General features: G+C 74.0%; 16 protein-coding genes and 1 pseudogene. 4 read left to right on the plus strand and 13 right to left on the minus strand.

Features of this window, described 5'->3' with window-relative positions; translation table 11 throughout:
* Positions 1 to 17: 17 nt before the first annotated feature.
* The 3 genes and pseudogenes from AB0L40_RS17570 to AB0L40_RS17580 all read right to left on the minus strand — a co-directional run.
* On the minus strand, positions 18 to 737 hold the full coding sequence (locus AB0L40_RS17570; protein WP_364357259.1) for a class I SAM-dependent methyltransferase: 720 nt from the start codon (positions 735 to 737) through the stop codon (positions 18 to 20).
* 64 nt (positions 738 to 801) lie between these two features.
* Complete coding sequence (locus tag AB0L40_RS17575) at positions 802 to 1,464, minus strand: TIGR04282 family arsenosugar biosynthesis glycosyltransferase (RefSeq protein ID WP_364357262.1); 663 nt, start codon at positions 1,462 to 1,464, stop codon at positions 802 to 804.
* Between the two features lie 341 nt (positions 1,465 to 1,805).
* Positions 1,806 to 2,450 (minus strand): annotated as a pseudogene (locus AB0L40_RS17580) (glycosyltransferase family 2 protein); the annotation flags it as partial.
* Between the two features lie 314 nt (positions 2,451 to 2,764).
* Between AB0L40_RS17580 and AB0L40_RS17585 the strand changes: the two are divergent.
* Positions 2,765 to 3,817: an NAD-dependent epimerase/dehydratase family protein gene (locus AB0L40_RS17585; RefSeq protein WP_364357265.1), complete on the plus strand. Its 1,053-nt coding sequence runs from the start codon at positions 2,765 to 2,767 to the stop codon at positions 3,815 to 3,817.
* A 384-nt stretch (positions 3,818 to 4,201) separates the two neighbouring features.
* On the opposite strand, the gene AB0L40_RS17590 is transcribed toward AB0L40_RS17585, so the two are convergent.
* The 4 genes from AB0L40_RS17590 to AB0L40_RS17605 form a co-directional block, all read right to left on the minus strand.
* Positions 4,202 to 5,176, minus strand: a complete 975-nt coding sequence (locus AB0L40_RS17590) for a DUF559 domain-containing protein (RefSeq protein WP_364357268.1) — start codon at positions 5,174 to 5,176, stop codon at positions 4,202 to 4,204.
* Between the two features lie 277 nt (positions 5,177 to 5,453).
* Complete coding sequence (locus AB0L40_RS17595; protein WP_364357271.1) at positions 5,454 to 6,080, minus strand: TetR/AcrR family transcriptional regulator; 627 nt, start codon at positions 6,078 to 6,080, stop codon at positions 5,454 to 5,456.
* A gap of 19 nt (positions 6,081 to 6,099) precedes the next feature.
* The gene (locus AB0L40_RS17600) at positions 6,100 to 7,458 is read right to left on the minus strand and encodes a cytochrome P450 (protein ID WP_364357274.1); all 1,359 of its coding nucleotides are present in this window, start codon (positions 7,456 to 7,458) and stop codon (positions 6,100 to 6,102) included.
* A 44-nt stretch (positions 7,459 to 7,502) separates the two neighbouring features.
* The gene (locus tag AB0L40_RS17605; protein ID WP_364357277.1) at positions 7,503 to 9,002 is read right to left on the minus strand and encodes an NAD(P)/FAD-dependent oxidoreductase; all 1,500 of its coding nucleotides are present in this window, start codon (positions 9,000 to 9,002) and stop codon (positions 7,503 to 7,505) included.
* A 130-nt stretch (positions 9,003 to 9,132) separates the two neighbouring features.
* On the opposite strand from AB0L40_RS17605, the gene AB0L40_RS17610 reads away from it, so the two are divergent.
* The 3 genes from AB0L40_RS17610 (at position 9,133) to AB0L40_RS17620 (ending at position 11,646) form a co-directional block, all read left to right on the plus strand.
* Complete coding sequence (locus AB0L40_RS17610) at positions 9,133 to 9,540, plus strand: YchJ family metal-binding protein (RefSeq protein WP_364357280.1); 408 nt, start codon at positions 9,133 to 9,135, stop codon at positions 9,538 to 9,540.
* 85 nt (positions 9,541 to 9,625) lie between these two features.
* Entirely contained in the window at positions 9,626 to 10,222 is a 597-nt protein-coding gene (locus tag AB0L40_RS17615; protein ID WP_364357283.1) for a DJ-1/PfpI family protein, read from the plus strand.
* A 122-nt stretch (positions 10,223 to 10,344) separates the two neighbouring features.
* Complete coding sequence (locus AB0L40_RS17620; protein ID WP_364357286.1) at positions 10,345 to 11,646, plus strand: helix-turn-helix domain-containing protein; 1,302 nt, start codon at positions 10,345 to 10,347, stop codon at positions 11,644 to 11,646.
* Between the two features lie 102 nt (positions 11,647 to 11,748).
* Here AB0L40_RS17620 and AB0L40_RS17625 read toward each other — a convergent pair whose 3' ends face one another.
* The 6 genes from AB0L40_RS17625 to aceE all read right to left on the minus strand — a co-directional run bounded on the left by AB0L40_RS17625 (position 11,749) and on the right by aceE (position 21,375).
* Positions 11,749 to 13,533, minus strand: coding sequence for a succinic semialdehyde dehydrogenase (locus tag AB0L40_RS17625; RefSeq protein ID WP_364357300.1), 1,785 nt, complete (start codon positions 13,531 to 13,533; stop codon positions 11,749 to 11,751).
* A complete protein-coding gene (locus tag AB0L40_RS17630) occupies positions 13,473 to 14,114 on the minus strand; it encodes an HD domain-containing protein (RefSeq protein WP_364357289.1) in 642 nt (213 codons plus the stop codon). Before AB0L40_RS17630 ends, AB0L40_RS17625 begins: the two co-directional genes overlap by 61 nt.
* Before the next feature lie 132 nt (positions 14,115 to 14,246).
* A complete protein-coding gene (locus AB0L40_RS17635) occupies positions 14,247 to 15,113 on the minus strand; it encodes an SDR family NAD(P)-dependent oxidoreductase (protein ID WP_364357292.1) in 867 nt (288 codons plus the stop codon).
* Positions 15,114 to 15,116: 3 nt separating this feature from the next.
* Positions 15,117 to 17,081: a dihydrolipoyl dehydrogenase gene (gene lpdA / locus AB0L40_RS17640; RefSeq protein ID WP_364357295.1), complete on the minus strand. Its 1,965-nt coding sequence runs from the start codon at positions 17,079 to 17,081 to the stop codon at positions 15,117 to 15,119.
* The gene (locus tag AB0L40_RS17645) at positions 17,078 to 18,544 is read right to left on the minus strand and encodes a dihydrolipoyllysine-residue acetyltransferase (protein ID WP_364357298.1); all 1,467 of its coding nucleotides are present in this window, start codon (positions 18,542 to 18,544) and stop codon (positions 17,078 to 17,080) included. Before AB0L40_RS17645 ends, lpdA begins: the two co-directional genes overlap by 4 nt.
* Positions 18,532 to 21,375 carry a pyruvate dehydrogenase (acetyl-transferring), homodimeric type gene (aceE, locus tag AB0L40_RS17650; RefSeq protein ID WP_364357303.1) on the minus strand — a complete coding sequence of 948 codons (2,844 nt, stop codon included), beginning with the start codon at positions 21,373 to 21,375 and terminating at the stop codon, positions 18,532 to 18,534. The genes AB0L40_RS17645 and aceE overlap by 13 nt, the downstream gene beginning before the upstream one ends.
* Positions 21,376 to 21,655: the final 280 nt, after the last annotated feature.

A 21,655-nucleotide genomic window follows, 5' to 3' on the forward strand; every position in this document is an offset into this window, starting at 1 on the left:
CACAGCCCCCAGCGCGATCACGACGACGTCAACGCACAGAAATGACGGCCACCGTCGCACCAACACTCGCTCACGACCATGCCCGCCGCACGGGCGGGCGCCTCGATCCCGTCGGCGGTGACGCGCGCCCAGGGGAACCACGCGCTGGTGGTCCCGTCGGACTCGATGCGGATGCAGACCGGGCCGCCCGGGGCGGCGGCGGTGCCGGGCCCGTCGCCGCGGGTCCGGTCGGTGCGGACGCCGCCGGTCCCGGCGGCGGTGCCGGACGGACGGACCGGCGCCTCGCCCGTCGGGTCGAGCTCGACGAGGATCACGCCGCCGTCGCAGAGCAGCTCGCCGACGCGGCGCAGCAGCACGTCGGGCCGCCCGCCGATGCCGATGTTGCCGTCCAGCAGCAGCGCGGTCGCCCAGACGCCGGGGTCGGGGGCGACCTCGAAGATCGAGCCCTCGACGACCCTCGCGCCACGGTTGCGCGCGTGGCGGACCGCGGTCGGGGACAGCTCGACGCCGATCGCCGTGACGCCGCGCCGGCTGAGGGCGTGCACGTGACGGCCGGGCCCGCAGCCGACGTCCAGCACGGGTCCGGCGGCGCGGTCCAGGACCCGCTCGTCGACGTCGGACGCCGCGGCGAGCCAGCGGCCGATCGGCATCGACCACGAGCCGCCGTCCGTGGCGCGGACGACCAGGTCGTCGGCCCCGGCGTCGAGCAGCCGGCCGAAGAGGGAGCTCGGATTCATCGGGTGGGGCTCGCGACGAGGCTCGCGCCGGCCGTGAGCGGCTCGGCGGTGATGGCGTCCAGGGTCATCGTGCGATCTCGATGGTCCGCTCGACGTCGGCCAGCGCGCGGGCGAACCGCGTGCCGGGCGCGAGCCCGGCGACGGCGCGGGCGTCCCCGATCAGGTCGACGTCGCGGTGCTCGGGCAGCAGCGCGACGGTCAGGCCGAGCGCGCGTAGTCGCCCCTCCTGGTCCCGCCCCGTCGACTCCGTGCTCATGGGGATACCTACGAAGACGGACCGGTCCTGGACGCGGAGCCCGATCGACCAGTAGCCGCCGTCGGGCGCATGGCCGAGCACCGCGTCGACGTCGGCGGCCTGCAGCGCGTCCCACGCGGCCGTCAGGTCCTCCGGAGTGACCTGCGGCGTGTCCATGCCGACCAGCACCGCCCCGCCGGTCCCGTCGGCGGCGGCGTCCTCGAACGCACCGGCCAGCCGCTCGTCGAGCCCGTCGCCCCGCTGGCGAAGCACCTCGAAGCCCTCCGGCAGCCAGGGCCCGGGCTCGCCCTCGAGGACCAGGACGCGCCGCTCGGCGGGCGCGGCGAGCACCGCGTCGAGCGTGTCGCGCAGCGCGGCCTCGGCCAGGCCGGCCGCCTGCGCGGGCGTACACGGCGGACAGAGCCGCGTCTTGCTGCGCCCCGCGACGGGCGCCTTGGCGATGACGATGAACGTCGGGGCGGGGGTGCTCACGAGGGGATCCCGGGGCGAGGGGCGGAGGCGTCGGACGAGTCTGTCGCGGGCGACGCGGGCGACGCGGGCGACGCGGGCGACGCGGGCGACGCGGGCGACGCGGGCGACGCGGGCGACGCGGGCGACGCGGGCGACGGACCGTATGCGTCGGTCCGGCGCGACGGGTCGGCCGCGGCGGGCAGGACGCCGGCGGACGGTCGGACGCCGGTGGACGGTCGGACGCCGGTGGACGGTCGGACGCCGGCGGAGGTCCCGGTGGACCCCCGCGTCGGGCCGGCCGGGGCGAAGGCCGCCGCCACGGGGCGATCGGGGGCCGGGGGGCTACGCGCCGCGCGGTCTTCGGCGAGCACGCGCGACATGTCGCGGATCGTCCGGGCGGTCCCGCGGGCGGTGCCGGTGACCTTCGACCGGCCGCCCTTCCGGGCCAGGTAGGGGACCTCGACCTCGTCGATCCGCCAGCCGGCGCGGCCCGCGCGGACGACCATCTCCAGCGGCCAGCCGAAGCGCCGGTCGCGCAGGTCGAGGTCCAGCAGCGCCTGCCGGCGGGCGGCGCGCATCGGGCCGATGTCGCGCAGGACGGGGCGGGCGCCGCGACGGCGCATCTCGAGCGCCAGCGCCCGGTTGGCCAGGCGGGCGTGCCACGGCCAGGCGCCGCGCTCGGCGCGCCGAGCGGCGAGGACGAGGTCGAACGTCCCGGCGACGACCGGATCGGCCACGGTCGGCAGGTCCCGCGGGTCGAGCGACCCGTCGGCGTCGACGAAGCAGACGACGTCGTCGGTGGCGGCCGTCAGACCGGCGAAGCACGCCGACCCGAACCCCGGCCGCTCCTCGCGCACGACGACGGCGCCGAGCTCCGCGGCGATCGTCCCCGAGCCGTCGGTGGAGCCGTTGTCGACCACGATCGCTCGGTACCCCTCGGGCATCCGGCCCAGCACCCACGGGAGGGCCTGTGCCTCGTTGAGGACGGGGAGGATCACGTCGGGCACCGCTTCAACCTACGACCACCCACCCGGAACAGACGCCCCTGCTGGCGCGCTGCCGCTCCCGGATGTCCGAACGCTCCGGGCCGCGGGCGGTCCACCGCCGGCCCGTGCGGCACTGCCCGGCGCCGCGGCCCGGCGGCACTGCCCCGCGGCGCAGCCCCGGCAGCACGGCCCCGGCTGACGACCGGCGGCGACGACCGGATCCCGGACGCCCGCCGGCCTCGCTCTGGGAATCGATCACGAACCGGTGATTCCCGGAGCGGCCGCGGCGGGACGTCGCGCCGGTCGACGCCGGGGCCCGCCGCTACCCTCGCCCGATGATCCTCGTCACGGGCGGCGCCGGCTTCATCGGCTCCCAGATCGTCGCCCTGCTGCTCGACGCCGGCCACGAGGTCCGCGTCCTCGACCTCCTCCATCCCGGCGCGCACGTCGTCCGGCCCGACGTCGACGAGCGGGCCGACCTGCAGATCGGCGACGTCCGCGACCAGGTCACCGTCGACCGGGCCCTCGACGGCGTGGACCACGTCTGCCACCAGGCGGCGATGGTCGGCCTCGGGCTCGACATCGGCGACATCGCGGACTACGTCGGCCACAACGACCTCGGCACCGCGGTGCTGCTGCGGGCGCTCGCGCGGCGCCGTTTCCGCGGCCGGTTCGTGCAGGCGTCGAGCATGGTCGTCTACGGCGAGGGGCGCTACCGCTGCGCCGAGCACGGTCTCGTCGACCCGCCCGCCCGGGCCGTCGCCGACCTCGACGCCGGGCGTTTCGAGCCCCCGTGCCCGGTTTGCGGCGACGCCCTGACGCCCGAGGAGATCCCGGAGGACGCGCGGGTGGACCCCCGCAACGTCTACGCCGCGACGAAGCTCCACCAGGAGCACCTCGCCACCGCGTTCTCGCGCGAGACCCGCGTCCCCGTCACGTCACTGCGGTACCACAACGTCTACGGCCCGGGCATGCCCAAGGACACCCCCTACGCCGGCGTCGCGTCGATCTTCCGCTCGTCGCTCGCAGGCGGCCGCGCTCCCCGCGTCTTCGAGGACGGCGGCCAGCTGCGCGACTTCGTCCACGTCCGCGACGTCGCCCGGGCGAACGTCCTCGCCCTCCTGGCCGACGGGCCGATCCCGGGCGTCTTCAACGTCTGCTCGGGCACCCCGCGCTCGGTCGGCGACATGGCCCGCGCCCTGCACGCCGCGATGGGCGCGGACGGCGACGGCCTGGACCCGATCGTCACCGGCGAATACCGGCTCGGCGACGTGCGGCACGTCTTCGCGTCGGCGACGCGGGCGGCCGAGGTGCTCGGGTTCACCGCCGAGGAGGACTTCGACGCGGGAATGCGCGAGTTCGCGACCGCACGGCTGCGCGGGGGCTGACGGGGGGGGCGCGGGCGGAGGCGGGGCGCCGGCAGGGGCCAGGCGTCAGCAGGGGCCGGGCGCCGGCAGGGGCCAAGCGCCGGCAGAGGCCAAGCGCCGGCAGGGGCCGGGCGTCAGCAGGGGCCGGGCGTCAGCAGGGGCCAAGCGCCGGCAGAGGCCAGGCGTCAGCAGGGGCCAAACGCCGGCAGGGGCCGGGCGTCAGCAGGACGGGCGCCAAACGGGGGCCGGGCGCGTTCCGACGCGGGCACGGCACGCCACGCGGTGGACGTCATTCGTTCGCTCCCAGCGAGCAAAGGACGACCACTCCCGCCCGGCGGGGCGCGGCCCCGCGGGGCGGTCGCGGTTCCCTCGCCCACAGCGACGGAACGCCGACCAGTCCCCGGCTCACGCCGCCTCGCCGTCGAACACGCGCGCGATTCCCTGGAGGGACCGGACGCGAACCGTGTTCCGAACGACCTCGCCAACCGTGCCCGGCGTCGCGCGAACCTGAATCCGGGTGAACCGCAGCGTCTGCCACCCCACGGCGCCGAGGTCCCCTTCGCGCGCCCGGTCCGTCTCGAACGCCGAGGCGCGCTCGTGCCCCGCGCGTCCGTCCGCCTCGACGAGCAGCCGGACCTCCGGATACGCGAAGTCCCCCCGGTACCGTGCCCCACTCGTGCCTCGAACCCAGAACTGGCGCACCAGCCCCGGGAGTCCCAGCGACACCAGGATCGGTTCGAGCTCGTCCTCGAGCGGCGTCTGCCCCAACGCCGACTCGACGGTGGCGGGATCGACGCGCCGGACGCGCGCCAGGCCCGGATGCCCGGTGCGACCCGCGAGCGCGTCCCTGAGAGCACCGCTCCCCAGGGCCCCTTGGAACTCACCTTCGCGGATCATCCGCCGGACGACGTCGTCATCCGATCGCGCGGCAACGTCCAGCACCGTGCGTTCCGGCGAGGTGACCCGCAGTCCTCGAACGACCTGGACATCGCTCGGCGGGAGGCCGCGGGAGCGATGGACGACGAGGCCCGCGCCTCCGCGACGGCCGGCCCCGGGGACCGTGACGTGCAGCGGCGTGGTCCTCGACGCGAGCATGCGGTGGACTTCCCCCGCGGACCAGTGGCTGAGCACCGCCCGCTCGGGATCCGTCGCGAGGATCGCCGCCCACCGGAGCCCCCACTCGTCGATACATGGACTCGGGGAGTAGATCGTGCGCCGCACCCGGAACAGGCGCGCACGCGAGACGCGTCCTGCGATGCCGGCCGACGACAGGCCGCAGGCGTTCAGCTGCACGGTCGAGATGACACCGCACTGGCGTCGTACGACGTCTGCGAGCCGATGATCGTCCATGCCCCGATCGTCGAGCACCGCGCTGAGCACGTGTGCCGTCAAGCGTGTCGATCGAGCAACGGCAGTGTGCCGACCTCGAAGACGCCCGCGCCGGCGCTCGCGGTGGTCGTCATTCGCTCGCTCCCGGCGAACAAAGGACGACCACCCCTCCCGACAGCGCGCCACGCCCCGGGGTGGTGGCGATCCCCTCGCCACCAGCGACGAACGGCCAACCACCCCTCCCGACGGCATACCGCCCCGCGGGGTGGTCGCGACCCCCTCGCCACCAGCGACGAACGGGCGACCACCCCCGTCGGCGCCGCGCGCTTCACCCCTCGGCGGCGCCCGCCTGCAGCCCCGCGAAGAACGTCACGAGCATGGTCCCGAAGAGGTCGTCGCCGACCGCGTCGGGCTCCACGAGCCGGGCCAGGGCGACGCCGTGGGCCATCGCCGAGGTCATCTGGGCGGCGCGGGCGAGGGGGAACGGCGCGGTCAGGCCGAGCTCCGCCGCGCGCGCCTCGTAGATCTCGGTGACCCGGGCGCGCAGCACGTGCTGGCGTTCGACGTAGGCCGTGCGGAAGGTCTCGTCGCGCGTCGCGTGGACCATCAGCTCGAGGAACAGGCGGCCGCCCGCGGGGTCCTGGGCGAGCTGGGTCAGCCACGCGTCGCCGGCCTCGCGCGCTTGGGCCTCGACGCCGGCGTTGCCCTCGACCGCCCCCTCGATGTCGCGGATCGCCCGGCCGAACGTCTCGTCCAGGACGGCGAGGAGCAGCTCGTCCTTGCTCGCGAAGTTCGCGTAGAACGCGCCCTTGGTGAAGCCGGCGTCCTCGACGATCTCGGCGATCGACGCGCCCGGCAGGCCCTTCGCCGCCATCACCTTCGCCGCGGACCGCAGCAGCGCCGCGCGCGTCCGGGCCTGCTGCTCCTTGCGGGTCGGGCGGGACGGGGCGCTCACCGCACCACCGTAGCCGCGGTCACCCCGCGACGGCGACGCGCTCCGGCTCGGCCTCGCGATCGAGCCGCCGCGCCACCACGATCTCCGCCTGGCCGCCCGGGGTCCTCGTGATCGCGCGGGACCGCATGCGCTCGCCCGGGGCCGTCGTCGTCTCCAGGTCCATCGAGCGGACGATCTCGCCGAGGATCGTCTTCATCTCGAAGAGCGCGAAGCTCGCGCCCAGGCAGCGCCGGACGCCGCCGCCGAAGGGGATCCACGTGTAGGTGCCGGGGGTCTGGTCGATCCAGCGCTCGGGGCGGAAGGCGTCCGGGTCCGGGTAGAGGTCCGGGCGCCGGTGGACGAGGTGGATGCAGGGGACGACGCGGGTGCCGGCGGGGAGGCGGTGGCCGGCGATGTCGATCGGCTCCTGCAGCTCGCGGACGGTGATCGAGATGACCGGGCAGAGCCGCAGCGTCTCGCGGACGACGGCCGTCATCCAGACGTCGGACTCCCCCTCGCGGACCTCGTCCTGCAGGCGCCGCAGCGCGTCGGGGTGGCGGACCAGGCGCTCCAGCGCCCAGGACAGCGTCGTGGCCGTCGTCTCGTGTCCGGCGACGAGCAGGGTCATCAGCTCGTCGCGCAGCTCGCGGTCACCCATCGCGCCGCCGTCCTCGTCGCGGGCCTGCAGGAGCAGCGAGAGGATGTCGCTGCGGTCCTCCAGGTCCGCGACGCCGCGGCGGGCGGCGATCTCGGGCAGCAACACGTCGTCGACCGCAGTCAGCCGGCGCCGCACGGACTTCAGCCGCGCGAAGCGCTGCTCCCCCAGCACCGCCACGAGGAGCATCGTGCGCCGCCGGGTGACCTCGGCCATGAGCGTCTCGAGCGCGGTGCGCAGGCGGTCGAGCCGCGCGCCCTCCTCGACGCCGAACACGGCGCGCATGATGATCTCGAGGGTGACCGCCTGCATCTGCGGCCAGGCCTTCAGCGGGGTGCCCGTCGGCCAGGCGTCGATCGTGTCGCGCGCGACCGTCCGCATCAGGCCCTCGTAGGCCGCCATTCGCCGGCCGTGGAACGGCGGCAGCAGCAGCTTGCGCTGGCGCAAGTGCGGCTGCTCGTCGAGCAGCAGGACGGAGTGCTTGCCCAGCAGCGGCAGGAGGATCGAATTGCCCTCCCCCGCGTGGAAGATCGCCGGGTCGCCCGTGTAGACCTGCTTGACGTGCTCGGGGTCGGTGAGGAAGACCCAGTGCTTCGCGCCCGGCAGGTGCATCGTGAACGTCTCGCCGTACTGGGCCCGGGCCGCGCTCATGAAGCCCCAGGCGTCGCGGGCGAACATCGCAGCGTGCAGCGGCATCGGGCCGCGCGGCCCGGCCGGGAAGGAGTACGGCGTCGCGGGGCTCATGGTGGCGACCGTACTCGCATACCGGCCGGTATGTCAAATCGACCTCAGTCCGCGACGCCCGCCGGCTTCCGCTCGGCCACCCCGGTCGCCCGCACCTCGCGGAACTCCTCCGGCCGCACGTCGGCGACGAGCCGCTGGTACTCGCGCATCCGGTGCGGCCAGTTCGACACCACCCGGCCCGACGCGTTGCGGTACCAGCTGGAGCAGCCCGTCCAGACCGAGCCCTCGAAGTCGCGCTGCAACGCCGCGTTGGACGCCGCCTGCACCTCGGGCCGAACGTCGAGCGCGTCGATGCCCCGCGAGCGGACCAGCGCGAGTGCCCGGCGGACGTACGCGGCCTGGGCCTCGATCATCACGACGATCGAGCCGACGGAGAGGTTCGTGTTCGGGCCGTAGAGGACGAAGAGGTTCGGGAAGCCCGCGACCGTCATACCGTGGTGCGCCTCGGCGCCGCCGGCCCAGCCGTCCTGCAGGTCGCGGCCCCCGGCGCCGCGGACGCTCATCGGCAGCACGAACTGCTGGCTCTTGAATCCGGTGCCGAAGACGATCGTGTCGACCTCGCGCTCCGTGCCGTCGTCGGTGACGATCCCGGTCGCGGTGATCTCACGGATCCCGTCGGTCACGAGCTCGACGTTCGGCCGCTGCAGCGCGGGATAGAACTTCGACGAGAAGAGGATCCGCTTACAGCCGATCGCGTAGTCGGGCGTGAGCTTCGCGCGCAGCCCGGGGTCGCGGACCGAGCGGCGGAGGAACCCGAGCGAGAACGCCTTCAGCGCCGCGGCGATCGGCGGGGCGCTCGTCAGGCCGAACGTCAGGGTCTCGCAGAACGCGTAGATCCAGCCGCGGCGGAGGCGCTGGAGCCCGGGGACGCGGTCGATCGCGGTGCGCGCCCAGCCCGCGTAGGGCCGGTTGCGGCGCGGCAGCATGTACGACGGGCTGCGCTGGAAGACGTGCAGCCGGCCGGCCTCCTCGGCGATCGGGGGCACGAACTGCACGGCGCTGGCGCCGGTGCCGATGACGGCGATCCGCTCGCCGCCCAGGTCGTGCTCGTGGTCCCACTCGGCGGAGTGGAAGCTGTGGCCCGCGAAGCGCTCGATGCCCGGGATCCGCGGCCACGCCGGCCGCGAGAGCTGCCCGCAGGCGAGGACGACCGCGCTGGCGTCGATGGCGTCGCCGTCGGCGGTGGTGACCGTCCAGCGCGTGGTCGCGTCGTCGAACGTCGCGTCGGCGACCTCGACGCCGAGGCGCAGGTTCGGCGTCACCCCGAAGCGGTCCGCGCAGTCGCGCAGGTAGCCCTGGATCTCGTCGTGCGGCGAGCACGGGTGCGTCCAGTCGCCGCGGGGCGCGTAGGAGAACGAGTAGAGCGCGGACGGGATGTCGCACGCCGCCCCCGGATAGGTGTTGTGGTGCCACACCCCGCCGAGGTCGCTCGAGCGGTCGAGGATCGTGTACGGCACGCCGTCCCGGCCGAGCTCGACGCCCATCGCGATGCCGGAGAAGCCGGCCCCGACGATCACCACGTGCTGGTCCGCTGTCCGGGTCATGGATCCAGCGTAGGCCCGGTCTTCGGTCGCGAATGGTGGCCGGTCCACTGTTCGCAGCCGCCGCGGGCGAGTCTGGCCCCACCGGAGGGACGACCACGACGACGCACCGCCGTGGGATCCTCCCCGCATCGTGCCGACGCCCCGCGTGCCCACCCGTTGTCCCTGCGGCTCGGGGGACGCGTTCGCGGACTGCTGCCGCCCGTTCCACCTCGGCCGCGGCTCGGGCCGGGTGACCGCCCCGACAGCCGAGCGCCTGATGCGCTCCCGCTACAGCGCGTTCGCGGTGGGTGACCTCACGTACCTGCTCACGAGCTGGCACCCGTCGACGCGCCCCGCGACGCTCGACCTCGACCCCGAGATCGAATGGCGCCGCCTCGAGATCCTCGGGACGACCGCCGGCGGCGAGGACGACGACGAGGGAACGGTCGAGTTCGTCGCGCGCTACTGGGACTTCGCGGCCCGCCGGCGCGGGGAGCAGCACGAGGACAGCACGTTCGTGCGCGAGTCCGGCCAGTGGTTCTACGTGGCCGCGGTCTGACCCGAGGGAGCGCCGGGGCCCCGGCCGCCGCCCGCCTGCCGCGGACCCCGCGGTCCCGGACGGCACCGTCTGCGATCGTCCCGTCATGGCCGACACGAAGCACATCGGGATCGTCCTGTTCGACGACGTCGAGGAGCTCGACGCGGTCGGGCCCTGGGAGGTCCTCGCGTACTGGACACGGACGTTCCCCGAGGACGGCTGGAGCGTGTCCTGCATCTCGAGGTCCGGCGGACCGGTGCAGTGCGCCAAGGGCCTCGTGATCCACGCGCACCACGCCTTCGCCGACGCTCCGCCGCTCGACGTCCTGCTGCATCCCGGCGGCCACGGGACCCGCCCGCAGCTCCGGGACGAGGAGCACCTCGACTGGGTCCGCGAGGCCCGGCGCGAGGTGCCGCTGATGACGAGCGTCTGCACGGGCTCGCTGGTCTACGCGGCCGCCGGGTTGCTGCAGGGGCGGCCGGCGACGACCCACTGGGGCGCGCTGGACCTGCTGGCCGAGCTCGACCCGACCATCGACGTCCGCCCGGACGAGCGCTTCGTCGACGACGGCGACGTGATCACCTCCTCGGGCGTCTCGGCCGGCATCGACATGGCCCTGCACCTCGTCGCCCGGCTCGCCGGAGCGGACCGCGCCCGCGAGGTCCGGCGCGGCATCCAGTACGACCCCGAACCGCCGGTCTGACGGGCCGCCGCGCCGGGGCGGAGCGCCTCCGGCGTCGAGTCCGCCGCACCGCGAGGGTCTCCAGATCTCTCCGGCCGCTGTGGTGGCCCCACTGCGGCAGACCGACGAACTACGCTCGGGCCATGGCCCACGACCGCCCCGCCCCCGCGCGCGACCTCGGCCGTCCGGCCGGCGGGGACGAGCCGTCCGCCGCGGCCCCGGAGTCGGCGGCGTGGGTGGCGCTGGCCGCGCGCCTGGCGACCGAGACCGCGTGGCGGCGGCGCGTCATCGAGGAGATCACCGACGCGATCGTCCGCGACCTGCCGGCGTTCGGCCGGGACTCGGAGCTCGCGGCCGCGGTGCGCGACAGCGTCGACGACAACGCGCGGCTGTTCATCGCGATGGTCGAGCGCGGCGTCGACCCCGCCGACGCGGAGCCGCCGGCGATGGCCGGCGCGTTCGTCCGGATGGTCGTCCACCGCGGGATCCCGGTCGACGCGCTGACCCAGACGTACCGGACGGCGCACGGGGCGTTCTGGCGCACGTGGGTCAGCGAGCTGCGGGCCGCGATCAGCGACCCGAACGAGCTCGCGACCGCGCTCGAGCAGGGCTCCGGCTACATGTTCACGTTCATCGACACGCTCACGGCCGGCGCCCAGCGCCTGTACGCCGAGGAGCGGGCCCGCTGGGTCCGCAGCGCCGACGCCGTCCGGGCGCAGACGATCCGCGAGCTGCTCGACGGGCTGCCGGTCGACGCCGCCGCGGCCGGCCGGCGCCTGCGCCACGCGCTGGACCGCGAGCACCTCGCCGTCGTCGCCTGGAGCACCGAGGGCGGCGTCGGCGCCGGGTCCCTGGAGCCCGCGCTGCGCGAGCTGGTCGCCCCGCTCGGAGCCGGGCCGCCCCTGACCACGGTCCTCGGCACGGGGCTGCTCGCCGGCTGGGTCGGCAGCCGCAACGGCTTCGCCGCGGAGGACGTCGCCGCGCTGCGGCTGGACGCCGCGTCCGTGCGCGACCTCGGGGCGATCGTCGCGATCGGGACCCCGGCGCGCGGGGTCGACGGGTTCCGGATGGCGCACCTGGACGCGATGCACGCCCGGCGCGTGGCGCAGCTGCGGCTCGCGCCGCCCGGCACCGTCGCCCACTACCGCGAGGTCGCCGTCGCGGCCCTGGCGAGCGCCGACCAGGAGCAGGCGCGCCGCTTCGTCGAGGAGCAGCTCGGCCCGCTGCTGGGCGACGACCGCGAGTCCCTGCGGCTGGCGGAGACGCTCGAGGCGTACCTCGAGGAGCACGCCAGCCCGCGGCGCGCGGCCACCCGGCTCGGCGTCCACGAGAACACCGTCGCCGCGCGGATCCGGACGGCCGAGACGCGCCTCGGCCGCCCGCTCACGGGGCGGACGACGGAGCTGCTGGTCGCGCTCCGCCTCGCCCCGCTGGTCCGCGGCTGACCGGGATCGGTCCGGGTGCCCCGGGCCTCGCCGCCGTCCGACGCGACCCGGGGCGGGCGGGGCCTCGTGTCACCGGGCGGGGCCCGGGCGGGCGGGATCCCGTCAGCGGGGCTTGCGCCCCCACATCAGCACCATCAGGCGGTCGAGCAGCTTCGCGCCGAGCTTCGTGTTCGGGAACATCGTGGGCTCGCGGCGCAGGACCCACTTGCTGACCATCAGCGTGTGCGTCTGCGTGTACTTGCGGATGCCGGCCTTGCCGTGCCGGGCGCCGACGCCGGACTCGCCGGCCCCGCCGAACGGGGCCTCCTGGGCCATGTAGCTCATGATCGCGTCGTTGACCCAGCCCACGCCGGCGTTGATGCGGCGGGCGACGCGCTCGCCGCGCGCGAGGTCCTTGGAGAAGACGCTGGAGCCGAGGCCGTAGTTGACGTCGTTGGCCAGGCGGATTCCCTCGTCCTCGTCGGCGACCTTCATGATCGGCAGCGTCGGGCCGAACGTCTCGTCGGTCATGCAGAGCATCGAGTGGTCGACGTCGACGAGCACGGTCGGCTCGTAGAAGCGGCCGGGGCCCTCGGCGCGGTGGCCGCCGACGAGGACCTTCGCGCCCTTGGCGACGGCGTCGTCGACGTGCGAGGCGATCGTCTCGATCTGCGGCGGGAACGTGATCGCGCCGACGTCGACCGACCCGTAGCCCTCGGGCTTGCCCTGGCGCAGCGCGCGGACCTTCTTCTCGACCTTCTCGACGAACTCGTCGTACACGGGCGCCTCGACGTAGACGCGCTCGACCGACATGCAGATCTGGCCGGAGTTGCGCATCCCCCACTCGACCGCGACGTTCGCGGCGCGCTCGAGGTCCGCGTCGTCGAGGACGATCATCGGATCCTTGCCGCCGAGCTCGAGCGAACAGGGGATCAGCCGCTCGCCACAGCGCGCGCCGATCTTGCGGCCCGTCCTCGTGGAGCCGGTGAACATGATCATGTCCGCGCGGTCCACCAGCGCGGCGCCCGTCATGCCGTCGCCCGTGGCGACCTGGAAGACGCCGGGCGGGAAGCCGACCTCCTCGGCCGCCTCCGCCATCAGCCGGGTGGCCAGCGGCGTGATCTCGCTGGGCTTGATGATCACGGAGTTGCCGGCCATCAGGGCGGGCAGCGCGTCGCCGAAGCCGAGCGTCAGCGGGTAGTTCCACGGCGCGACGACGCCGACGACCCCGAGCGGGCGGTAGGTGACCTTGACCTTGCGGCCGAGGACGAGCGGCGAGTGGGTGCGGACCTTCTCGTCCGCGAGGTACTTGCCGGCGTTCTTGGCCCAGAAGCCCATCGAGTCCGCGACGTAGAAGAGCTCGGCCAGCAGCGCGTCCTCGCGGGTCTTGCCGTTCTCGGCGACCACGACGTCGACGACGCGCGAGCGGTTGTGGACCATCCAGTGGCGCAGCGCCAGCATCAGCCGGCGGCGGCCCTGGTAGCCGAGCGCCTGCCACGCCGGCTGCGCGGCGCGGGCGCGGGCGACGAGCTCGTCGATCCGCGCGGCGGACATGTTCTCGACGTGCTCGATCGTCTCCCCCGTCGCGGGGTTCTCGACGGCGATCGTTCCCTCGGGGGCCTTGGCGGTGGGCTCCTCCTGCAACAGCTCGGACACGGCTTCTCCTGTTCGTCGACCGGATGCCCGCCGTCCGCGATCGCGGATCGCGTGAGCGGGGGCACATTCAGGGTACGCAGGTCGAGGGCCGCCGCGGCTGTGACGCGGCCACAGCGTCGGCGGTGCCGTTTGGACGCCCGGCCAGACGGCGCCGCCGGACGCCCGGCCGGTCGCGGTGATCGGCGGACCCGTCAGCCCCCGAAGTGCCCGCGCCGCTCGCTCTCGTCGATGAGGACCTCGGCCGCGGCCCAGAGGTCGGGCGAGCCGTCGGCGATGATCGCGAGCCGCTCACGGATCGACGCGGCCGTGACGCCCTCCTCCCGGCCCTTGCCCCCGGTCATCCAGGCGAGCAGGAGCGGCTGGAGGCGGTCCATCGACCGGGCGAAGCGGGCCTCGGGGGTCACGTGGGCCTCGAACTCGTCCCACGCCGCGCGCAGCCGGGCTCCCTGCTCGTCGGGCAGCAGGGCGTAGAGGCGACCGGCGGCCGCGAGCTCGCGCTCCTCCTGGCCGGCGCGGGCGGCCTCGTCGTGGAGCGGCGCATCGCCCGCGTAGACCTCGACGAGGTCGTGCAGGACGACCAGCTCGACCACGCGCGCGACGTCGACCGGCTCGCGCGCGTGCTCGGCCAGCACGATCGCCATCAGCGCCAGGTGCCACGAGTGCTCGGCGTCGTTCTCCGGCCGGTCGACCGCGACCACCCACGACTGCCGCAGCACCGCCTTCATCCGGTCGACCTCGACGATGAACGTCAGCTGCGCCAGCAGGTCGCCGGTGATCGCCGCGGGGAGCGGGTTGCGGCTGATCAGCAGGGGTTCGGGGTCGGGGACGCTCACCGGCGAAGCGTCGCAGGACGCGGATCCGGGCGCCCACCAGGCGGCGGACCCGGTCCGTTCCCCGGACGGCCCACCCAAGACCGCGTCGCACGCGGACTGCCGGAGCGCCGCGGCCCCGGCCCGAGCCGGCCCTCACCGCCCCCGCGGCAGCCCGAAGACGCGACCGAGCGCGGCGTCGAGGACGCGGTCCGGCAGCAGCCGCCAGACGAGCTCCGCCGGGCGCGCACCCGGGCCCACCGGGTAGCGCGCGCGGGGCCGCGCGTCGGTGAGCGCGCGCAGGACGGCACCGGCGACGACGTCGGGCGACGCGCCCTTGCGCTCGTGGGCGACCGCCGTCCGGATCGCCGCGGGGAAGCGCTCGCCGTAGAGCTCCCGGGCCCGCGCGTCGAAGCCCGCGACCCGGCGCTCCGTCTCGTCCTCCAGCTTGTCGACCGCTGACGTGGCGATCGCGGTCGGCTCGACGAGGGACACGCCGATCCCCCACGGCCGCAGCTCCAGGCGGAGCGCCGTGGCCAGGGCCGTGAGCGCGTGCTTGGAGGAGACCAGCGGCCCGGCGAACGGCAGCACGAGGTGCCCGCCGACGGAGCCGATGAAGACCACCCGGCCGCGGGCGCGCCGGACCGCGGGCAGCAGCGCCCGGGTCACCGCGACCTGGCCGATGACGTTGACCTCGTAGTGCGCGCGCAGCTCGTCGGGGTCGAGGAGCTCGACCGGCGACGCGAGCCCGGCGCCGGCGTTGTTGACGAGGCCCGCGAGACCGACCGGGCCGCACGCGGCCTCGACCTCGTCCCGGGCCCGGGCGACCGACGCCGGATCGGTGACGTCGAGCCGCACGGCCGTGACGCCCGGGATCTCAGCTTCCAGCGCCCGGCCGTCCTCCTCGCGGCGGACCGTCGCGAGGACGCGCAGGCCGCGGGCGGCCAGGAGCGCCGCGGTGGCGCGCCCGATGCCGCTCGAGGCACCGGTCACGAGGACGATGCCCGGAGCGGCGGCGCGCACCGCTCAGCCCTTCTTCGGGGTGCGCTTGCGCTTCTGCGGCAGGTCGGTGATCGTGCCCTCCGCGATCTCGGCGGACAGCCCGACCGACTCCGACAGCGTCGGGTGCGCGTGGATCGTCAGCGCGACGTCCTCCGCGTTCGCGCCCATCTCCAAGGCCAGGCCGACCTCGGCGATCAGCTCGCCGGCGTTCGTGCCGACGATCGCGGCGCCGAGGATGCGGCGCGACTCCGGGTCCACGAGGAGCTTCGTCTGGCCCGCCGACGCGTCGGACGCCAGCGCGCGGCCGGACGCGACCCAGGGGAAGACCGCCGTCTCGTACGGGACGTCGTCCTGCTTCGCCTGCGTCTCCGTCAGGCCGACCCACGCGAGCTCCGGCTCGGTGTAGGCGACCGACGGGATGCCGCGCGGGTCGAAGACCACGTCGTGCCCGGCGATGACCTCGGCGGCGACGTGGGCCTCGTGCGTCGCCTTGTGGGCGAGCATGGGCTGGCCGACGACGTCGCCGATGGCGAGGATGTGCGGCAGCTTCGTGCGCTGCTGCTGGTCGACGGGCACGAAGCCGCGCTCGTCGACCTCGACGCCCAGGTCCTCCAGGCCGAGGTCCTGGCCGTTGGGCACGCGGCCGACCGCCACGAGCACGCGGTCGAACTCCGCCGGCTCCGGCACGTCGCCGTCGCCGGCGAACGTCGCGGTCGCGACCTCGCCGTCGACCTCGACCTTCTCGACCTTCGTCTTCAGGTGGATCGCGGCGTAGCGCCCGTCGATCCGCTTCTTCAGCGGCTTGACGAGGTCCTTGTCCGCACCGGGGACGAGCTGGTCGGCGAGCTCGACGACCGTGACGTCGGAGCCGAGCGCGTCGTAGACCGTCGCCATCTCCAGGCCGATGATGCCGCCGCCGACGACGAGCAGCCGCTTCGGGACGTCCGCGAGCTCCAGCGCGCCGGTCGAGTCGATGACGATCTCCTCCTCGTGCGGGATGCCCGGCAGCTGGACCGAGCGCGAGCCCGTCGCGACGATCGCGGAGTCGAAGGTGACGAGCGTCTCGTCGACCCGCAACTCGTGCTCGCCGACGAACTTCCCGGTCCCCTTGACGACCTCGACCTTGCGCTGCTTGGCCATGCCCTCGACGCCGCCGGAGAGCTTCCCGACGACCTCGTCCTTCCAGGAGCGCAGCGCGTCGAGGTCGATCTCGGGCTTTTGGAACGACACGCCGTGCGCGCCCATGTCCTCGGCCTCGGTGATCACCTTCGCCGCGTGCAGCAGCGCCTTGGAGGGGATGCAGCCGACGTTCAGGCAGACCCCGCCGAGGACGGGCTCGCGCTCGACCAGCGCGACCGACAGGCCGAGGTCGGCGGCGCGGAACGCGGCCGAGTAGCCGCCCGGGCCGGAGCCCAGGACGACGACGTCGACGTGCAGGTCGCCCTTGGCCTTGACCTCGTCGGAGGCCTTCGACGGCGCGGCACCCGAGGACTTCGCATCGTCCTTCGTGGCGGCGCTGCCGCCGGACTCCGACGCGCCGGCGGTGGCGGGCTCGCCCGTCTTCGCGTCCTTCGCGGCGTCGTCGCCCGACGCCCCGCCGGCCGTCCCGTCGCCGCCCTTCGGGGGCTCGGACCCGGCGTCGTCCTTCGAGGATCCGTCCTCGCCCTTGGCGTTCGACGCGTCCTTCGCGCCACCCTGCGCCTCGGCGCCGTCGGAGGAGCCGCCCGCGTCGCCGGCCCCACCCCCGGCGTCGGCCGTCTCGAGCACGAGGATCACGGAGCCCTCCGAGACCGTGTCGCCCTCGGCGACCTTCAGCTCCTTGACGGTCCCGGCCTCGGGGCTCGGGACCTCCATCGTCGCCTTCTCGGACTCGAGCGCGACGAGCGGGTCCTCCTTGGCGACCTCGTCGCCGACCGCGACCAGGATCTCGGTGACGGGGACGTCGTCGAAGTCGCCGATGTCGGGGACCTTGACCTCGATGGTGCTCACAGCAGGATCCTCCGGAAGTCGGCGAGCGTCGTCGCCAGGTGCGCGGTGAAGCGCGCCGCCAGCGCGCCGTCGACGACGCGGTGGTCGTAGGACAGGGACAGCGGCAGGATCAGGCGCGGCACGAACTCGCTGCCGTTCCAGACCGGCTTCGTGGCCGAGCGGGTGACGCCGAGGATCGCGACCTCGGGGGCGTTGATGATCGGCGAGAACGACGTGCCGCCGATGCCGCCGAGCGAGGACAGCGAGAACGTGCCGCCCGACATCTGCGCCGGCATCAGCTTGCCCTCGCGTGCCTTGCCGGAGAGCTCGGTCAGCTCGGCGGCGATGGCGTAGATGCCCTTCTGGTCGACGTCGCGGATGACCGGGACGAGCAGGCCGTTGGGGGTGTCCGTCGCGAAGCCCAGGTGGTGGTACTTGCGCAGCACCAGCTCGTCGCCGTCCAGCGACGAGTTGAGGACCGGGAACGACTTCAGCGTCGAGGAGATCGCCTTCAGGAGCAGGGCGACCATCGTCACCTTGACGTCCTTCTGCTCGCTGTTGAGCTGCTTGCGGAACGCCTCGAGCTCGGTGATGTCCGCGTCGTCGTTGTGCGTGACGTGCGGGATGCGCACCCAGTTGCGGGCGAGGTTCGCGCCCGACAGCTTCTGGATCCGCGACAGCGGGACGCGCTCGATCTCGCCGAACTTCTCGAACTTGACCTTCGGCCACGGGGCCAGGCCCAGGCCGCCGTCGCCGACCGTGTCGCCCTTCCGATCCGAGCCCGCCCCGCCCGCGTCCGCGGACTTCGCGGGCGCCGGGGCGTCCTTGGCCTTCTGGACGTCCTCGGGGACGATCCGGCCCTTGCGGCCGGTGCCCTCCACCGTGGTCAGGTCGACGCCGAGCTCGCGGGCCAGCCGCCGGACGCTCGGGCTCGCGTAGACCGGCTCGCCGGACGGCTTCGCGGCGCTCGCCGACGCGGCCCCGGAGGACTCGGCGGCCGCGCCACCGACGGAGCCCCCGGCGGTCGGGGAGCCGTCACCGCCCTCCGCGGACCCGCCGGCGTTCGACCCCGAGTCGCCATCGCCGCCCGACGACGACCCACCCTCGTCCTTCGGCGTCGTGTCGCCGTCTCCGGGCGCCTCGCCGCGGTCCTCCGACGCGTGCTCGGCGCCTCCGGCGTCCTGCTCGTCGACCTCGGCCGCCGACGCGTCGGGCTTCTCGGCGTCGTCGCCGTCGCCGTCCCCCTCGGCCTCGATCGTCACGATCGGGGTGCCCTCGGAGACGCTGTCGCCCTCCTTGACGAGGAGCTCCTTGACGACGCCGGCCACCGGCGAGGGGACCTCCATCGTCGCCTTCTCGGACTCCAGCGCGACGAGCGGGTCCTCCTGCGCGACGGTGTCCCCCACCGCCACCAGGATCTCCGTCACCGGTACGTCGTCGAAGTCCCCGATGTCGGGAACCTCGACGGTGGTCAGCGTGCCCACGGGGCCCCCTCGTCGGTCTTGATCTCGTACTTCTCGATGGCCTCGGTGAGCTTCGCCGGCTCGACCTCGCCCTTCTTGGCCAGCTCGGTCAGCGCCGCCAGCACCACGTGCCGGCGGTCGACCTCGAAGAACCCGCGCAGCGCCTTGCGGTAGTCGCTACGGCCGTAGCCGTCCGTGCCGAGCACGAAGTACGGCGCGTCGATGAACGGGCGGATGCCCTCGGCGAGCTCGCGGATGTAGTCGCTGGACGCGACGATCGGCACGTCGCCCGCGAGCACCTCGGAGACGTAGGCCGTCCCCGGCTCGTCCTCGGGGTGCAGCCAGTTCTGGCGCTGGACGGTCAGTCCGTCGCGGCGCAGCTGCGTGTAGCTCGTGACGGAGTAGACGTCGGCCGCGATCCCGAAGTCGGCCTCGAGCAGCTCGGCCGCCGCGATGACCTCGCGGAGGATCGTGCCGGATCCCAGCAGGCGCACCTGCGCGGGCTGCGGCTCGACGGCGCCGGACGGGGCCGGGTCATCGCCCTTGGTGTCGCCGTCCGCCGCGCCGGCGGGGGCCGTGTCGCCGTCGGCCTCGCCGTCCGCGTCGTCGCCCTCGAGGTCGTCGTCGGGCTTCGCGTCCGCCTTCGAGGCGCTCTCGGTGTCCGGGTCCTCGGCGGAGCCGGCCTCGGCCTTGCCCGCCTCGCGTACTCGGTGGATCCCCTTGAGGATCCCCTCCTCCGCGCCCTCCGGCAGCGCGGGCTGCCGGTAGTTCTCGTTCATGACGGTGAGGTAGAAGAAGACGTCCTCCTGCTCCCCGTACATGCGGCGCAGGCCGTCGTGGACGATCACGGCCAGCTCGTACCCGTACGCCGGGTCGTAGCTCACGCAGTTGGGGATCAGGCCGGCCTGCACGAGGCTGTGGCCGTCCTCGTGCTGGAGGCCCTCGCCGTTCAGCGTCGTCCGCCCGGCCGTGCCGCCGATCAGGAACCCGCGCGCCCGGGAGTCGCCGGCGGCCCAGGCGAGGTCGCCGATCCGCTGGAACCCGAACATCGAGTAGTAGACGTAGAACGGGATCATCGGCGTGTCGTTGTTGCTGTACGATGTCGCCGCGGCGATCCAGGACGAGAACGCGCCCGGCTCGTTGATGCCCTCCTGGAGGATCTGCCCCTGGCGGTCCTCGCGGTAGAACATCAGCTGCTCGGAGTCCTCCGGCTGGTACAGCTGGCCGACCTGGCTGAAGATGCCGAGCTGGCGGAACATGCCCTCCATGCCGAAGGTCCGCGACTCGTCGGGGACGATCGGCACGACGTGCTTCTTGATCGCCTTGTCGCGCAGCAGGCCGGCGAGGACGCGGACGAACGCCATCGTCGTGGAGATCTCGCGGTCTCCCGAGCCGTCGAGCACGGCCTGGAAGGCCTTGAGCTCCGGCACCGGCAGCGACGAGGACGACTGCTGGCGGCGCGCCGGCAGGTAGCCGCCGAGCTTCTTGCGCTGCGCGTGGAGGAACTGCATCTCCTCCGAGTCCTCCGCGGGACGGTGGAACTCGTAGTTCGTGACCTGGTCGTCGGTGAGGTCCAGGCCGAAGCGCTCGCGGAACGTCAAGAGGACGTCCGCGGTCATCTTCTTCTGCTGGTGGGTGATGTTCTGCCCCTCGCCGGAGGCCCCCATCCCGTAGCCCTTGATCGTCTTGGCGAGGATCACCGTCGGCTGGCCCTTGTGGGCGCGGGCCGCGTGGTAGGCCGCGTAGATCTTCGACGGGTCGTGGCCGCCGCGGTTGAGCGCCCAGACCTCCTCGTCGGTCCAGTCCTCGACCATCTTCGCCGTCTCGGGGTGCTTGCCGAAGAAGTGCTCGCGCACGTAGGCGCCGTCGCGCGACTTCAGCGTCTGGTAGTCGCCGTCGACGGTCTCCTCCATCAGCCGGAGCAGGTGACCCTCGGTGTCCTTGGCGAGGAGCTCGTCCCAGCGGGAGCCCCAGACGACCTTGATGACGTTCCAGCCGGCGCCGCGGAAGTTCGCCTCGAGCTCCTGGATGATCTTGCCGTTGCCGCGGACCGGGCCGTCGAGGCGCTGCAGGTTGCAGTTGATGACGAAGTTCAGGTTGTCGAGCTTCTCGCGCCCGGCCATCCCGATCGCGCCCATCGACTCGGGCTCGTCCATCTCGCCGTCGCCGCAGAAGACCCAGACGTCGCGGTCCTTCGTGTCCGCCATGCCGCGGCCCTGGAGGTACTTCAGGAAGCGCGCCTGGTAGATCCCCATCAGCGGGCCGAGGCCCATCGACACCGTCGGGAACTGCCAGAAGTCCGGCATCAGCCACGGGTGCGGGTACGACGAGAGTCCGGGCTGCGAGCGGTCCGTCTCCTCGCGGAAGCGGCGCATCTGCGCCTCGTCGAGCCGGCCCTCGAGGAACGCGCGGGCGTAGATACCCGGCGAGCTGTGGCCCTGGATGTAGACGAGGTCGCCGCCGTGCTGCTCGTTCGGCGCGCGCCAGAAGTGGTTGAAGCCGACCTCGTAGAGCGTGGACGCCGACTGGAACGATGCGATGTGGCCGCCGAGCTCCGACGACTCCTTGTTCGCCTGCAGGACCGTGGCGAGGGCGTTCCAGCGCACGAGCGAGCGCACGCGGCGCTCGATCGCCTGGTCGGTCGGCAGCGCCTCCTGGTCGTTCACGGCGATCGTGTTGACGTACGGCGTGGTCGAGTGCAGCGACGTGGCGAGGCCGCGGGAGCGCGTGTGCGCGACCAGCGTCTCCAGCAGCTCCTCGGCGCGGTCGGCGCCGTCGTGCTGCAGCACGGCGTCGAAGGCTTCGAGCCACTCCTTCGTCTCGGCGGGATCGGGATCGGCGGGTGTGGACATCGACGCTCGGGTCGGGGGCGGGGCCGGCTGCGCGACGACGACCAGGGACGGATCCGTGCCCTTCGTCACGCGTGCCTCCACACTAGTATACAAGTCGCATCCCGCGGTGGGAACGGGTTTCCCGGGTCGCCGCAGACCGCGTGGAGGCACGTCGTACGCGCGTTGCTGTTGCGCTACCCGTTCTCCCACACCCCGACCCCGCAGGGGAAGGGCTGGGCGCGAGCGCCCCCCGGCGGGGTGGGGCGGGTCGGCGGTCGGTCGGCGCGGCGGCGGCGCGGCG

Source organism: Patulibacter sp. NPDC049589 (assembly GCF_040675535.1).
Classification (GTDB): Bacteria; Actinomycetota; Thermoleophilia; order Solirubrobacterales; family Solirubrobacteraceae; genus Patulibacter.

Bases quoted from the DNA above. Each gene is read 5' to 3' on its own strand.
- AB0L40_RS17600 (WP_364357274.1), bottom strand. From the start codon at position 7,458: ATGAGCCCCGCGACGCCGTACTCCTTCCCGGCCGGGCCGCGCGGCCCG.
- AB0L40_RS17605 (WP_364357277.1), bottom strand. From the start codon at position 9,002: ATGACCCGGACAGCGGACCAGCACGTGGTGATCGTCGGGGCCGGCTTC.
- AB0L40_RS17615 (WP_364357283.1), top strand. From the start codon at position 9,626: ATGGCCGACACGAAGCACATCGGGATCGTCCTGTTCGACGACGTCGAG.
- AB0L40_RS17620 (WP_364357286.1), top strand. From the start codon at position 10,345: ATGGCCCACGACCGCCCCGCCCCCGCGCGCGACCTCGGCCGTCCGGCC.
- AB0L40_RS17585 (WP_364357265.1), top strand. From the start codon at position 2,765: ATGATCCTCGTCACGGGCGGCGCCGGCTTCATCGGCTCCCAGATCGTC.
- aceE (WP_364357303.1), bottom strand. From the start codon at position 21,375: ATGTCCACACCCGCCGATCCCGATCCCGCCGAGACGAAGGAGTGGCTC.
- AB0L40_RS17570 (WP_364357259.1), bottom strand. From the start codon at position 737: ATGAATCCGAGCTCCCTCTTCGGCCGGCTGCTCGACGCCGGGGCCGAC.